The following is a 14,840-nucleotide window of genomic DNA, read 5'->3' as shown; positions in this document are numbered from 1 at the left end:
CGTTAACCGGGTCAATTACTGGGGCATTTGGTGCTGTAGTATCGATCGTATAAATTTGAGTATCTTTAACAGTGCTGCTATTACCTGCCGCATCCGTAAACGTTACAGTAGCATCAATCGTTTTATCTGCATCAGCTGTTAAACCACTGCCTGGTACGCTTACTGTCCATGTACCCGCTGCTTTATCTACAGTTGCATTATAAGTTACCCCATTAATAACAACTGTAACGGCTGTATTCGCCGCATCTGCTGGAATGTTTTTCAATACACCTGTAATGGTGACATTGCCTGCTGCTTCCGATGCATTAATTACATTATCTGAAGTAACAGGGTCAACTGTGAAGGTCACCCCATCTGTACTTGGTGGTGTTGTATCGGTAGGCGTTGAAGAATCATCATCACTATCACTGTTCGATGCGGCAGCAATAATACCACCCGCAACTAATGGGATAGCCCATAGCCATGGGTTTATGCCTGCATCGTGATAAAGTAATGGTTCAATTGAAGAAATAGGTTGATAAATAACATCAGACACCAACTCTTGTGGTGCTTCTGCTGGTAAAGCAGCTGGTAAATCTTCTGCTACCAGAGCTTGTGGTTCAACATCGCTGTCGGCATCTGCATCTGCGTCAGCATCTGCGTCGGCATCATTTTCAGCATCTTTGAATTTTGCCCAAATTAACTGTCCATTTTCGTCTTGAAAAACAAGGCTGTTATCTTTAGGTTCAGCTGTACCGCTAAAGAAGTCTTCAATAACAATGGTTTGGCCATTTTTCAGGCGAATAACTGCATTGGTACCCTCCCTATTTACTACCAACACATCACTGGCGGCTACTTTTACCAATACGACCGATGCTTCTGAAAGTTTTGCAGAAGTTCCCTCTGTTGTTGCTAAGGTTTTATGATTGTCCTTAGCAATAATTTGTATTTCAGGCATATCTGTATTCCTTTTATATTATTGATTTAAATGATTTTATGTATAATTCTTTTTACTTAATGTTTCTAAGTTTTTGACCTACAACTTAAAAACATTAAGTAATGTGATCATTTTTACATTAAACACTTTAAAATAAAAAAAACAAATACTAAAGTACCTAAAGAAAAAAAATTAATTAATACAAATTATATATAAGTCTTTATTAGGTTTTTCTTGTGTTAATTTAATAAAAAATTGCATTAAACGTTTTATATATAAAACAAATTTAATATTTTATTATTTACTGTTTGTTGAAAAATCATTTAATTAAAATATTTATATAACACTCATTAATATCTTAATAAAATAAAATATATTATTAATGATATATATAGAAAAAAAAGGCTTTAGATAATATTTTACTATTACACTAAAACCTAATTTTTAAATGGTTTCTAAAATTTAAAACTATTTAAGTTTAGAAATTATCGGGACTTTCAAATCGTTTTACTTCTTGTAACTTATTTGGGTCATGCATTGTTGCAATTCCATCTTCAGTTTTTTGGTCAACAAGAATATCTGGATTAAAAACCGTGATCGTCTCTCTGCCCAGTGCATCCTCTCCAACAATATACTGAAAACCTCTTCGGTTCATCTTATGACACAATCTCTGATAGAAACCTTTTAAGCCTTCAGTTTCTTCATTCGGATTGTAATAAAAAGCATTCATCACAGCTGGCAGACCTAGACCACAGACTATGCCGGATAACAATACACTGATAAAGGTATATCCAATCAGAATACTACTATAAGGGCTTAAAGCAGGAATATTGGCAACGGCCAAAATCAATGCAAGTGAAATCCCCCCTCGTACCCCACCCCAAGATAAAATGGTCAAACTACCATTGTAGCTTTTGGTTCTACGCATTGTGGGGAAAAAAGCAAAAGCCATAAAGTTAGCTGCAAAACGAGAAATATGTAAGATAAAGAACGCAACAATACCGCCTAAAATCAGGCTGAAGTTTAAATCAAGAATAAATAGCTCTAAACCAATTAAAGTAAATAAGAAGGAGTTAATAATTCCTTCTACAGTGTGCCAGAAATGGTTAACTTCTTGAATCTCACGCTCTTCTCGTATTTCTTTCCATTTGTTCCCAACAATTAAGCCACCAATTACACAAGCAATTGGTGCTGATGCATGCGCGAACAAAGCAACCAAATATGCTCCACTCGCGAGTAGCGCGGTTGTTAAAATCAGGGACTCCATTTCGTGTTTACCACGTAATAGACGCAACACCCCTACCCCAAATGCCCAGCCAATCCCGACTGCAACAACAATTTCATAGAGTAGAGCTTCTAAGGTTGCGACCAATGAGAAGTGTTCACCTTGCAAAACATTGAGCAAAGTCATAAACAATGCAATACACATTGCATCATTAAATAATGATTCACCTTCTAGCTTAACAATTAAATGATGAGGTGCACGAATCGAACTAAGCACACCTTTAATACCAATAGGGTCTGTTGCCCCTAAAGCTGCACCTAAAAGTAACAACACCAAAATTGGCACGTGATATCCAACTAGTAATTGGAATCCGTACAGTAAACTGCCAAACAATACGGCGCACAGCACTAAGGCAATCGTTGCCAAAATACTAATTTGTTTCCAATAACTTTTTAGATCTGAAATTTTAAATTTGAGTGCCGAAGAAGTCAGAATAAAACAAATAACACCATTAATTAAAAAATCATAAAAATCGATATGGCGTACTGCTTCTTCAATATTATGAATATTGATGGTGATAAACTGGTTACCGTTTAGTAGGCTAGCACCCCACTGTAGAATAAAGACAAAAATCGCAGAAACAAGAGGAACACCAATAGCTTGGGGAAAACCCAAAATACGTTTATTAAAAATCGTGGTTGCAATTGATAGCGCAAAAACCACTGTAAATGCTTGTAGTAGAAAAAAATTACCCATGAACACCCTTCTTCTGGGTCAACGACCAAATAAGAAAATTTTGCTAGGTCGACCAAACTAAACAAAATGTAGGCATTAATAATGCCATGATCATAAAAAATGAAAATTCGGATGCAAGTTTAACGAATTGATTGAACAATCTATCAATCTGTTAAATTTCTTAACATTATTTATAGTTAACATTTAAAGGAAGATGGATGAGCTTCTTAAATACTATTAATAAGTCTCATCCTTCTATATTTAGATTGAATTATTGAAGGTGTCACACTGGTTAATGTCACCGGTTTTTAAACCGACTTGGAACCAATGCATTCGCTGTTCACTGCTACCATGAGTAAAGCTATCAGGAACGATCTGACCAGTAGAACGCTTCTGTAAATAATCATCTCCAATTTTTTGAGCAGCATCCATCGCTTCTTCAATGTCACCTTGCTCTAAAAACTGAGTTCGCTGTTGATTATGGTTAGCCCAAATACCTGCTAAACAGTCAGCTTGTAATTCTTGGCGAACAGATAATTGATTACCTTCTCTTTGACTCACTTGTGCACGAGCTTGCTGGACTTGTGATGAAATACCGAGCAGAGTTTGAACATGGTGCCCTACCTCATGTGCAACAACATAAGCTTGTGCAAAATCGCCAGCCTGATCTTCCCTGGAAAGTTCAGTTTGGTTTTGTTCACCAGAAATTCCCATTTGCTGACGCATATCTTTAAAGAATTCTGTATCAATATAAACCTTTTGATCTGCCGGACAATAAAATGGACCCATAGCAGATTGAGCAGTACCACATCCTGACTGAATCATTCCACTAAATAATACTAGTCTTGGTGGCGTATAAGTTTTACCCACCTGTTTAAATATAGGAGTCCAAGTATCCTCTGTATCAGCTAAAACCGTTCCAACAAAATCCGAGGCTTCTTTTTGTTCGGCTGTTAAACTTTCTGGCGCAGTTGCATTTGATTGCTGGGAAGCAGTAACCTGTTGCGTTGCTTGATAAGCTTGTTGTGGATCGACCCCAAAAAACTTCCACGCAACAAACGCAACAACTAAACCAATAATACTGATACCGCCCGCTCTAACACCGCCACCACCTCGGCGGTCTTCCACATTGCTACTAATTCGACGACCTTTCCAGCGCATAATTTCCCTCTTCTTTTTAGAATGGCATCATGAACCCGATGCTTTTTTAGGCCACATTTTTTGTATTAAGCTTACAATTAATAAAACAATTGCACCCGCAACTAGTCCTATTCCAAAGTTAATCAGTGTCGGTGTTAAAGCACCAATGATATTACCTACCGCTGGTATTGTTTCTACGTGATCTACTGTGTCTTCAGTTAAATGATGAAGTAACGGAATTGTATGATTAATAATCCCGCCACCCACTAAAAACATTGCAATAGTGCCCACGATTGAAAGTAATTTCATCAAAATAGGAGCAAAAGCCAATAGACCTCGACCTATAGTTTGTTTAAATGAAGCAGTTTGCTTAGTTAAATATAATCCTAAGTCATCAATTTTAACAATCATGCCAACCAGACCATACACACCGATTGTCATGACAACGGCAATAATGCTGAGAACACTTACCTTAGTCATTAAAGTAGCTGTAGCCACAGTACCTAAAGAAATAACGACGATTTCAGCTGATAAAATAAAGTCTGTCCTTACTGCTCCTTTTATTTTTTCTTTCTCAAAATTTGCTAAATCTAATTCTTCACTATCAAGCTCTGCTTTTGCTTCTTCTTGTGTAGAAGCTTTTTTATGCATAATGGTATGGAGAACTTTCTCGACTCCCTCATAACATAAAAATAAACCTCCGAGCATTAATAAAGGGTTAATGAGCCAAGGCGCAATCACGCTAATTAATAAAGCTAAAGGAACCAAAATGAGCTTATTAACAAATGAGCCTTTAGCGACTTTCCAAACAATAGGAAGCTCACGATCTGCACGAACACCTGTTACTTGCTGGGCGTTCAGGGCTAAATCATCACCTAAAACTCCGGCAGTTTTCTTCGCTGCCATTTTACTCATTAAAGCAACATCATCTAAAATTGTTGCAATATCATCTAGTAATAAAAGTAAGCCACTTGCCATTTCTTATCCAAGTTTGTATTTATTAAGCTATTGTAAGATGATTTTTTTGAATTTCTGTAATTTTACTGAATAAATTCACAATATTATTTTAAGAAAAGTTTATCCAATCGCTGACGAATTTTTTTTATTTCCCGTACAATAATGCCAATCTTTTATATTGCAGGGCTTACTACCCCCTGATTAAGCCAATAAGACAGTGGAATAAATAATGAGTAATGTTGATCAGCGTCCAATTATTTTGACAGGCGACCGCCCAACCGGACAACTTCATCTTGGGCATTTTGTCGGTTCTTTGCGTTCTCGTGTAGGTTTACAGGATAGCCATCATCAACATCTCTTATTAGCAGATGCACAAGCATTAACAGACAATGCAGATAACCCAGATAAAGTCCGTCGCAATATTTTGGAAGTAGCTCTAGATTATCTAGCTGTCGGCATTGATCCAACAAAAACTACCATTTGTGTTCAATCTTGCTTGCCAGCACTGAATGAGCTCACCATGCTCTATCTTAACTTCGTAACTGTTGCACGTTTAGAACGTAACCCAACCATTAAGTCTGAAATTCAAATGCGTGGTTTCGAGCGTGATATTCCAGCCGGTTTCCTCTGCTACCCTGTTGCACAAGCGGCTGACATTACTGCTTTCAAAGCGACTGTCGTTCCGGTAGGTGAAGATCAGATTCCAATGATTGAACAAACGAACGAAGTGGTACGCCGTGTAAACCGTCAAATTGGTCAAGATCTTTTGCCTGAATGTAAAGCTTTGCTTTCTAACATGGCACGTTTACCTGGCTTTGATGGTAAAGCGAAAATGTCTAAATCATTAGGCAATACCATCGTTTTAAATGCTTCTGATAAAGACATCAAGAAAGCTGTAAATGCGATGTATACAGACCCAAACCACCTTCGTATCGAAGATCCAGGTCAAGTTGAAGGCAATATTGTATTTACCTATTTAGATGCATTTGATCCAAATAAAGAAGAAGTTGAAGAGTTAAAAGCTCACTATCGTCGTGGTGGTCTTGGTGATGGTACAGTTAAAAAACGTCTTGAAGGTGTGTTAAAAGAGTTAATTACGCCTATTCGTGAACGTCGCGAAGAACTTGCTAAAGATCCTGACTACATTATGGATGTTTTACGCCAAGGTACAGATAAGTGTCGACTTATTACTCAGCAGACTTTAGACGAAGTTAAAGATGGTTTAGGTTTATTTAGATTTTAATTCTCTTTGAAACTAAAAGCCCTACGGGGCTTTTTTTGTATTTGTTTAATTTTTATAATATTCATTTTTTAGAATTACTAACGTATTGACGACTATTCACATGCTTTTACCCTATTAACGTGAAGTAACACTTATTAACGCTAATAGCAATGAAGAGAATCTTAACTGTATCTATTATTCACTGTGTAGGTCACATCATATGAGCCTCACGACATTTCTCCTTAAACCGAAACTGTTTTTACAGATTCGTTGTTCTACGCAATGATCACCCCAATCATTGCGTATTTTTTTGCCTAAATATTTTATTTTTGATTTAACTTTACTTATAAAATTTTGCTTATTTATTTTTAATAAATAAAAAAGCACCACATCATTTTCAGATGCGGTGCTTTTTAAGATTCAGGATAAAGCGATTAAGCTAAGCCTTTCTCTTTTAAAACTTGCAACATTGTTGAACCAAGCTCAGCTGGGCTACGAGTGTAAGCCATACCTGCTTTTTCAAACGCAGCGAATTTCTCTTCAGCAGTACCTTGACCACCAGAAATGATCGCACCAGCGTGACCCATACGTTTACCTTTAGGTGCAGTTACACCAGCAATGTAACCTACTACAGGTTTAGTCACGTTAGATTTGATGAATTCAGCAGCTTCTTCTTCCGCTGTACCACCGATCTCACCGATCATGATGATTGCATCAGTATCTGGATCGTCTTGGAACAATTGAAGAGCTTCGATTTGGTTCATACCTGGGATTGGGTCACCACCGATACCGATACAAGTAGACTGACCTAAACCAAGCTTAGTTGTTTGAGCAACAGCTTCATAAGTCAATGTACCTGAACGTGAGATGATACCAATACGACCTGGTTGGTGAATATGACCAGGCATAATACCAATCTTACATTCACCCGGAGTGATCACGCCTGGGCAGTTAGGACCAACTAAACGAGTACCGTTACCGTTAGTTTCTAAATAACGTTTTGCTTTAAGCATGTCGATTGTTGGAACACCTTCAGTGATCACAACGATTAGGCCAACACCTGAATCAACCGCTTCAACGATTGAGTCTAAAACGAATGGAGCTGGTACATAGATTACAGATGCATCTGCATTTGTTTCACGTACAGCTTCTTTCATTGTGTTGAATACTGGTAGGTCAAGGTGAGTAGTACCACCTTTACCTGGAGTAACACCACCAACAACTTTTGTACCGTAGTCTAAAGCTTGTGCAGAGTGGAAAGTACCGTTTTTACCAGTAAAACCTTGTACCAATACTTTAGTGTCTTTATTAATTAATACGCTCATGATTGATACTCCCCTTACGCTTTAACTGCAGCTACAACTTTTTCTGCGGCATCAGACAAGCCGTTCGCAGAAATTAATTTCAAACCAGATTCATCAAGTAATTTAGCACCTAACTCAGCGTTGTTACCTTCTAAACGAACAACAACTGGAACAGTTACATTTACTTCTTGAACCGCTGCAATAATTGCTTCAGCAATCATGTCACAACGTACGATACCACCAAAGATGTTGATTAAAACACCTTGTACAGACGTATCAGCAAGGATGATTTTGAACGCTTCAATTACGCGCTCTTTAGTTGCACCGCCACCAACGTCAAGGAAGTTTGCAGGCTGACCACCATAAAGTTTAATGATGTCCATAGTTGCCATTGCAAGACCAGCACCGTTAACCATACAACCAATGTTACCTTCTAAAGCAACATAGTTAAGATCAAATTCAGATGCTTTTAATTCACGCTCATTCTCTTGAGATTTGTCACGTAAAGCAGCAACTTTAGGTAAACGGTAAAGCGCGTTAGAGTCGATACCTACTTTCGCGTCTACACATAAAATTTCACCATTTTCACGAACTGAAAGTGGGTTAATTTCAAATAATGCAAAATCATTTTCAACAAATGCTTGGTAAGCAGCTGTCATGATTTTTACAAATTGACCGATTTGTTTGTCTTTCAAACCTAAAGCAAACGCAACTTCACGCGCTTGGAATGGTTGTAAACCAACTAATGGATCAACTTCAACTTTGATAATTTTTTCTGGAGTTTCTTCTGCAACTTTCTCGATTTCTACACCACCTTCTGTAGAAGCCATGAAAGTAATACGACGGCTAGAACGGTCTACAACCGCGCCCAAGTAAAGCTCACGCTCAACTGGGTATACGTCTTCAGCAACAATAATGCTGTTTACTGGTTGACCATTTGCATCTGTTTGATACGTTACAAGACGAGTACCAATGATATTGTTTGCAAATTCGATAACGTCTTCTTTAGATTTTGCAACTTTAACGCCACCAGCCTTACCACGACCACCAGCATGAACTTGCGCTTTCATTACCGCGAATTTACCACCAAGCTGTTCAAATGCAGCAACTGCTTCGTCTGCATTGGTAGCCAAGATACCTTCTTGTACTGGCATACCATATTCTTTCAATAACGCTTTAGCTTGATACTCATGTAAGTTCATTTAGTTACCTACTTAACTTTGTTTGTTGTCTTCAATTTGCGCAACATTCTCATGTTGCATATGCAAATTGCTGTCTACGTCTTTCACCTTGATGCTTTTTTAATCACACCATCGAATGTGAAAAAGAGCGGAGAACCGCTCTTTATTTTATTTACGCTTACGTTGAATCGCGTGAATTGCACGACCATCTACAGCAAGTGCAGCTTCATGAACAACTTCAGAGAATGTTGGGTGACCAAATGTCATTAACTGAAGATCTTCAACAGAAGATACAAATTCAAGAGCGATCATACCTTGGTGTACGATATCAGATGCCGCAGGTCCAATAACATGCATACCTAATAAACGGTCAGTTTTTGCATCAGCAACAAACTTAACAAAACCAGCACCTTCACCCGCCGCTAAAGCACGACCATTTACAGCAAAACCAAATTGACCAGTTTTAACTTCATGACCTTTTTCTTTAGCTTGTTCTTCAGTTAAACCAACCCAAGCCGCTTCCGGATGTGTATAGATAACAGAAATGATTGTGTCATAGTTCACTTGAGCAGCATGACCGTGAATACGTTCAACAGCCATTACACCTTCTTCCATTGCTTTATGAGCAAGCATTGGACCGCGAACCAAGTCACCAATCGCGTATACACCTTCTACAGAAGTTGCACAGTGATCGTTTACTTCTACTAGACCACGTTCAGTCAATTTAATGCCTGAATCATCTGCCAATAAACCTTCTGCATAAGCTTTACGGCCTACACAAACGATTAATTTGTCAAAAGTCTGAGTTTTTTCTTCGCCACCTTGAGTGTATTTAACAGTCACTTCACGACCATTAATTTCAGTACCAGAAACTTTAGCACCAATACGAATATCAAGGCCTTGCTTAGTTAAAAGTTTTTGATAGTCTTTTGCCAAAGCTTTATCAGCCATTGGTAAGAATGCATCCATTGCTTCAAAAACAACAACTTCAGCACCAAGACGACGCCAAACAGAACCAAGCTCTAAACCGATTACACCAGCACCAATAACACCTAAACGCTTAGGTACTTCTGGAAAGTTCAATGCACCAGTTGAATCAACAATAATATCTTGATCTACAGGAGCTACTGGAATATTTACAGGTACAGAACCAGACGCAAGAATAACGTATTTAGGCTCTAAAACTTGAGTTTCACCTTCATGAGAAACAAACTCAACTTTTTTACCAGCAAGTAATTTACCAGTACCTTTTAACCACTCAATACCATTGCCTTTAAGCAATTGATCGATACCACCAGTTAATTGGTCAACAATTTTGTCTTTGCGAGCAAGAAGCTTAGCAAGATCAAAATTCACTTCACCTGTAGTGATACCGTGATCAGCCAAGTGATGTACTGTATCTTCATAACGGTGAGAAGAATCAAGTAATGCTTTAGAAGGAATACAACCCACGTTTAAGCATGTACCACCTAAAGATGGCTTACCGTTGTGAATACGTTTTTCGATACAAGCGACTTTAAAACCTAGTTGAGCAGCACGAATCGCAGCTTCATAACCACCAGGACCACCGCCAATAACAACAAGATCAAATTGTTGAGACATTGTTTATCTCCATGGTCCGAGATAGAGGATCACTCTACCTCGGTAATATTATTCGAAGAAATTAAAGATCAAGGATGAGTTTAGCTGGTTCTTCTAACAATTCTTTGATTGCTACCAAGAAACCTACAGCTTCTTTACCATCAATCATACGGTGGTCATAAGAAAGCGCTAAATACATCATTGGCAAGATTTCAACTTGACCATTTACAGCCATAGGACGCTCTTGGATTTTGTGCATACCCAAGATACCAGTTTGTGGCTGATTCAAAATTGGAGTTGAAAGTAATGAACCGAAAGTACCACCGTTAGTGATTGTGAAAGTACCACCAGTCATTTCTTCGATAGATAATTTACCATCACGTGCTTTACCAGCATAAGCAGCAATACCTGCTTCAACTTCTGCATAGCTCATACGGTCAGTATCACGTAATACTGGAACAACAAGACCACGATCAGAAGATACTGCAACACCGATGTCATAGTAACCGTGATAAACAATATCATCGCCATCAATTGAAGCATTTACCGCTGGGTAGCGTTTAAGTGCTTCAGTAGCAGCTTTAACAAAGAATGACATGAAGCCTAAACGAGCACCATGGCGTTTTTCAAACGCATCTTTATATTGCTTACGTAATTCCATGATTGGCTTCATGTTAACTTCGTTGAATGTAGTTAACATTGCTGTTTCTTGAGTAGCAGCTAGAAGACGCTCAGCTACACGCTTACGTAAACGAGTCATTGGAACACGTTTTTCGATACGCTCACCAACAGCTACGCTTAACGGAGTAACGTTAGCAGCTGGTTTAGCTTGATGGTTTGCCACATCTTCTTTAGTGATACGACCACCACGGCCAGTACCTTGTACGTCAGCAGCAGCAATACCAGATTCAGTTAACGCTTTACGAACTGCAGGAGCTTGGTCAGATACAGTTTCTGTACGCTCAACAACAGGAGCCGCACCAGCTTGAGTCTGAGCAGCCGCTTGCTCTACTGCAGGAGCAGCCGCTGCTGCACCAGCACCAGCTTCAAACTGAGCAATCACTTCGTCAGAAAGAACTGTATCGCCTTCATCTTTAATGATCGCAACTAAGCTACCATCAGCAGGAGCAACAACTTCTAAAACAACTTTGTCGGTTTCAATATCACAGATCACTTCGTCACGTGATACAGGTTCACCCACCTTTTTATGCCAAGTTGCGATGGTTCCATCTGCAACAGACTCTGGGAATACCGGTGCTTTAATTTCGGTTGCCATTATTGAGAATCTCCTGATTGTTCAGCTTCGATTGCCAATGCATCATTAATTAGCTGAGCTTGTTGTTTTGCATGCAAGTACGGTGAGCCACAAGCTGGTGCAGCAGAAGCTTCACGACCTGCAAAACTGATACGGATTTGTTTGCCAGACTTTAAGATATCGTCATATAAACGTGGTGCAATAAATAACCATGCGCCTTGGTTCTTCGGCTCTTCTTGTGCCCAAACAAGTTCTTTCACGTTTGGATATGCAGCCAAGATTTCTGCAAGACGTTGCTCTGGATATGGATACAACTGTTCAATACGTACAATTGCGACATTAGTTAAGTTTTGTTCACGACGTTTTTCGAGTAAGTCGTAATAAACTTTACCGCCACAAAGTACAAGACGAGTTACATCTGACTTATTAATTTGATCGATTTCGTCAATTACAGTTTGGAATGAACCATTTGCAAGCTCTTCTAAAGTAGAAGTCGCAAGTTTATGACGAAGTAAAGATTTTGGTGACATTACAATCAATGGCTTACGAATTGGGCGTACAGCTTGACGACGTAATGCGTGGAAAATCTGTGCAGGTGTCGTTGGAGTGATCACTTGCATATTATCTTCAGCACATAACTGTAAGAAACGTTCTAAACGAGCTGATGAGTGTTCTGGACCTTGACCTTCGAAACCGTGTGGTAACAACATTGTTAAACCACAAACACGCTCCCACTTAGTCTCACCAGAAGCAATGAACTGGTCAATTACAACCTGAGCACAGTTTACGAAGTCACCAAATTGTGCTTCCCAAATAATTAAGCTCTTAGGAATTGTAGTTGCATAACCATATTCGAAAGCAAGAACAGCTTCTTCAGACAATAAAGAATCGTAAATTGCAAAACGTGGTTGGTTCTCTTTAACATGACAAAGAGGAATGTAAGTTGAACCGTCAGCTTGGTTATGCAATTTCGCATGACGGTGTGAGAAGGTACCACGACCCACGTCTTCACCAGTAATACGAACTAGATAGTCTTCATCTAATAAAGTTGCATAAGCTAAAGTTTCTGCTGCACCCCAGTTTAAAGGAGTTTCACCAGTTTGCATTTTTACGCGATCTTCAATTACTTTTTGAACCTGACGCTGCATTACAAACCCTTCAGGAAGTTTGCTCATGCCCTCGCCTAATTCTTTTAAGCGATTTAAGTCAAATGAAGTATCCCAATCGTCTGTGTAGTCATGACCCAAATATGGAGTCCAATCTACAAACATTTTGGTATTTGGTTCAAGAATTAATGCATTTGCTACATGATTACCCGCTTCTAAATCAGAACGATAATCTTCAACCATTTGGTCTGCTTCAGCACGATCAATTACTTTTTGTTGAACAAGTTGATCAGCATAAAGTGTACGAGTAGTTGCCTTCTTAGCAATTACTTGATACATCAATGGTTGTGTACCAGATGGCTCATCTGCTTCGTTATGGCCACGACGGCGATAACAGAACAAATCGATAACAACATCTTTACGGAATTCGTGACGGAAATCATGTGCTAATTGAGTAGCAAAGATAACAGCTTCAGGATCATCACCATTTACATGGAAAATTGGTGCCTGAATCATTTTAGCAACGTCTGTACAGTATTCTGTAGAACGTGCATCACGAGGATCAGAAGTTGTGAAACCTACTTGGTTGTTCACAATAATATGAACTGTACCACCAACTGTATAGCCACGAGTTTGTGACATTTGGAAGGTTTCCATGTTCACGCCTTGACCTGCAAATGCCGCATCACCATGAACAATCACTGGTAAAACGTCATCACCGCCAATGTCTCTACGACGTACTTGACGCGCACGTACAGAACCTTCAACTACAGGCCCAACAATTTCCAAGTGAGATGGGTTAAATGCCAATGCCAAGTGAACTTCGCCACCTGGAGTCATTACATTACTTGAGAAACCTTGGTGGTATTTAACGTCGCCAGAACCTTTTTTATGAATTGATTTACCTTCGAACTCACCAAATAAGTCCGCAGGGTTTTTACCCATAATATTCACAAGAAGGTTTAAGCGGCCACGGTGTGGCATACCAATAACAACTTCTTTACAACCTACAGCACCAGCACGCTGGATAATCTCGTTTACCATAGGAATAAAAGATTCGCCGCCTTCAACACCAAAGCGTTTAGCACCGACGTATTTATTACCAAGATATTTTTCAAGACCTTCTGCAGCAGTTAAACGCTCTAAGAAGCCTTTCTTTTGATCATTTGTGTAATTGAATTTACCACGAGCACTTTCAAGACGCTGTTGAATCCAACGCTTTTCTTTTGTGTCCACGATATGCATGTATTCAACACCGATTGAACCACAATAGATTGCCTCCATTGCTTCAATCATTTCAGCAAGCGTTGCTTCACTTTTGCCGATTTCAAGATTGCCGGTATTGAATACAGTGTCTAAATCTGATTTGGTTAAACCGTGAGCTGAAAGATCTAAATCTGGAATCTCTTCACGCTTAGCAAGACCTAATGGATCTAATTTAGCTTTTTGATGTCCGCGATTACGATAAGCAGCAATAAGTTGTAAAACGCCAATTTGACGACGCTCATGCTCAGTACTTACCGTACTTTGTACAACAGGTTGAACACGATTAGCATTACGTCCTAGTAATAGGAATTGCTCACGCACAGCGCTGTGTGGTTGGTCACCCTTTGGATATTTATCGAAATATTGGCGCCAGTCCTCAGCTACAGAGGTTGGGGAAGTCAGGTACTGCTCGTAAAGTTCTTCAATATACGCTGCACTATCAGCGGAAAGTTCAGTGTCAAGACGCAATGCGTCAGCAACTTCTTGCATTTGTGGACCCATTTCCTATTGCAAAAAATATTACAGGCTGCCTTTTAAGCATACCCATGATGCATAATGCCAAATTGGTAAAAAAGGCATTACTTACCCAACAGGTCTTTAAGACCATGGGGCGTCATACTACCTAGAGAGAAAACTCCATAGGTAATTAATGAATCACAACGCCCTCAATGGCATCATCACTCACCTTATACTCGATTAAAACCGAGCAATTTTTTGCAAATCTTTTTAGAAAAATTAACTTTAAAATTAACTTTTCTAAAATGACTTTAACCATAAAAATTAAGCACAGATCTAAGATCGTGCTACTTAAATTAATTCTACTAGTATACGCTTTTTTCACCTATAACTTTGTGGCAAATCGTATCATGTTCTTAAACAACGATTGATTTTTTTGACACATACCACCTATAAATTGGCGAAATACATAAACGATTTTATCTTTTAATATATG

General features: G+C 38.9%; 11 protein-coding genes. 1 reads left to right on the top strand and 10 read right to left on the bottom strand.

What is annotated here, in order from left to right; all coding sequences use genetic code 11:
• The 4 genes from F931_RS21815 to F931_RS21800 all read right to left on the bottom strand — a co-directional run.
• On the bottom strand, positions 1 to 937 hold a 937-nt coding region (locus F931_RS21815), incomplete at its 3' end, for a BapA/Bap/LapF family prefix-like domain-containing protein (protein ID WP_016143221.1).
• 457 nt (positions 938 to 1,394) lie between these two features.
• On the bottom strand, positions 1,395 to 2,897 hold the full coding sequence (locus F931_RS21810) for a cation:proton antiporter (RefSeq protein ID WP_016143220.1): 1,503 nt from the start codon (positions 2,895 to 2,897) through the stop codon (positions 1,395 to 1,397).
• Between the two features lie 240 nt (positions 2,898 to 3,137).
• Complete coding sequence (locus F931_RS21805; RefSeq protein WP_016143219.1) at positions 3,138 to 4,037, bottom strand: KPN_02809 family neutral zinc metallopeptidase; 900 nt, start codon at positions 4,035 to 4,037, stop codon at positions 3,138 to 3,140.
• A gap of 27 nt (positions 4,038 to 4,064) precedes the next feature.
• Positions 4,065 to 4,994: a DUF808 domain-containing protein gene (locus F931_RS21800; RefSeq protein WP_016143218.1), complete on the bottom strand. Its 930-nt coding sequence runs from the start codon at positions 4,992 to 4,994 to the stop codon at positions 4,065 to 4,067.
• A 208-nt stretch (positions 4,995 to 5,202) separates the two neighbouring features.
• Between F931_RS21800 and trpS the strand changes: the two genes are divergently transcribed.
• Complete coding sequence (trpS, locus tag F931_RS21795) at positions 5,203 to 6,216, top strand: tryptophan--tRNA ligase (protein WP_016143217.1); 1,014 nt, start codon at positions 5,203 to 5,205, stop codon at positions 6,214 to 6,216.
• Between the two features lie 413 nt (positions 6,217 to 6,629).
• On the opposite strand, the gene sucD is transcribed toward trpS, so the two are convergent.
• The 6 genes from sucD to F931_RS22340 all read right to left on the bottom strand — a co-directional run bounded on the left by sucD (position 6,630) and on the right by F931_RS22340 (position 14,663).
• Positions 6,630 to 7,520: a succinate--CoA ligase subunit alpha gene (gene sucD / locus F931_RS21790; protein WP_000114637.1), complete on the bottom strand. Its 891-nt coding sequence runs from the start codon at positions 7,518 to 7,520 to the stop codon at positions 6,630 to 6,632.
• Positions 7,521 to 7,534: 14 nt separating this feature from the next.
• The gene (gene sucC, locus F931_RS21785; RefSeq protein WP_001048573.1) at positions 7,535 to 8,701 is read right to left on the bottom strand and encodes an ADP-forming succinate--CoA ligase subunit beta; all 1,167 of its coding nucleotides are present in this window, start codon (positions 8,699 to 8,701) and stop codon (positions 7,535 to 7,537) included.
• A 147-nt stretch (positions 8,702 to 8,848) separates the two neighbouring features.
• The gene (gene lpdA / locus F931_RS21780) at positions 8,849 to 10,282 is read right to left on the bottom strand and encodes a dihydrolipoyl dehydrogenase (RefSeq protein WP_002116053.1); all 1,434 of its coding nucleotides are present in this window, start codon (positions 10,280 to 10,282) and stop codon (positions 8,849 to 8,851) included.
• Positions 10,283 to 10,343: 61 nt separating this feature from the next.
• On the bottom strand, positions 10,344 to 11,537 hold the full coding sequence (gene odhB, locus F931_RS21775) for a 2-oxoglutarate dehydrogenase complex dihydrolipoyllysine-residue succinyltransferase (RefSeq protein WP_016143216.1): 1,194 nt from the start codon (positions 11,535 to 11,537) through the stop codon (positions 10,344 to 10,346).
• Positions 11,537 to 14,377, bottom strand: a complete 2,841-nt coding sequence (sucA, locus tag F931_RS21770) for a 2-oxoglutarate dehydrogenase E1 component (protein WP_016143215.1) — start codon at positions 14,375 to 14,377, stop codon at positions 11,537 to 11,539. Before sucA ends, odhB begins: the two co-directional genes overlap by 1 nt.
• A 157-nt stretch (positions 14,378 to 14,534) precedes the next feature.
• Positions 14,535 to 14,663, bottom strand: a complete 129-nt coding sequence (locus F931_RS22340) for a hypothetical protein (protein WP_002116082.1) — start codon at positions 14,661 to 14,663, stop codon at positions 14,535 to 14,537.
• Positions 14,664 to 14,840 lie beyond the last annotated feature (177 nt).

Source organism: Acinetobacter pittii ANC 4050 (assembly GCF_000399685.1).
Lineage (GTDB): Bacteria > Pseudomonadota > Gammaproteobacteria > Pseudomonadales > Moraxellaceae > Acinetobacter > Acinetobacter pittii_E.
This window is presented reverse-complemented; position numbering and strand designations above follow the sequence as displayed.

Bases quoted from the DNA above. Each gene is read 5' to 3' on its own strand.
- F931_RS21810 (WP_016143220.1), bottom strand. From the start codon at position 2,897: ATGGGTAATTTTTTTCTACTACAAGCATTTACAGTGGTTTTTGCGCTA.
- F931_RS21805 (WP_016143219.1), bottom strand. From the start codon at position 4,037: ATGCGCTGGAAAGGTCGTCGAATTAGTAGCAATGTGGAAGACCGCCGA.
- F931_RS21800 (WP_016143218.1), bottom strand. From the start codon at position 4,994: ATGGCAAGTGGCTTACTTTTATTACTAGATGATATTGCAACAATTTTA.
- trpS (WP_016143217.1), top strand. From the start codon at position 5,203: ATGAGTAATGTTGATCAGCGTCCAATTATTTTGACAGGCGACCGCCCA.
- sucD (WP_000114637.1), bottom strand. From the start codon at position 7,520: ATGAGCGTATTAATTAATAAAGACACTAAAGTATTGGTACAAGGTTTT.
- sucC (WP_001048573.1), bottom strand. From the start codon at position 8,701: ATGAACTTACATGAGTATCAAGCTAAAGCGTTATTGAAAGAATATGGT.
- lpdA (WP_002116053.1), bottom strand. From the start codon at position 10,282: ATGTCTCAACAATTTGATCTTGTTGTTATTGGCGGTGGTCCTGGTGGT.
- odhB (WP_016143216.1), bottom strand. From the start codon at position 11,537: ATGGCAACCGAAATTAAAGCACCGGTATTCCCAGAGTCTGTTGCAGAT.
- sucA (WP_016143215.1), bottom strand. From the start codon at position 14,377: ATGCAAGAAGTTGCTGACGCATTGCGTCTTGACACTGAACTTTCCGCT.
- F931_RS22340 (WP_002116082.1), bottom strand. From the start codon at position 14,663: ATGGTTAAAGTCATTTTAGAAAAGTTAATTTTAAAGTTAATTTTTCTA.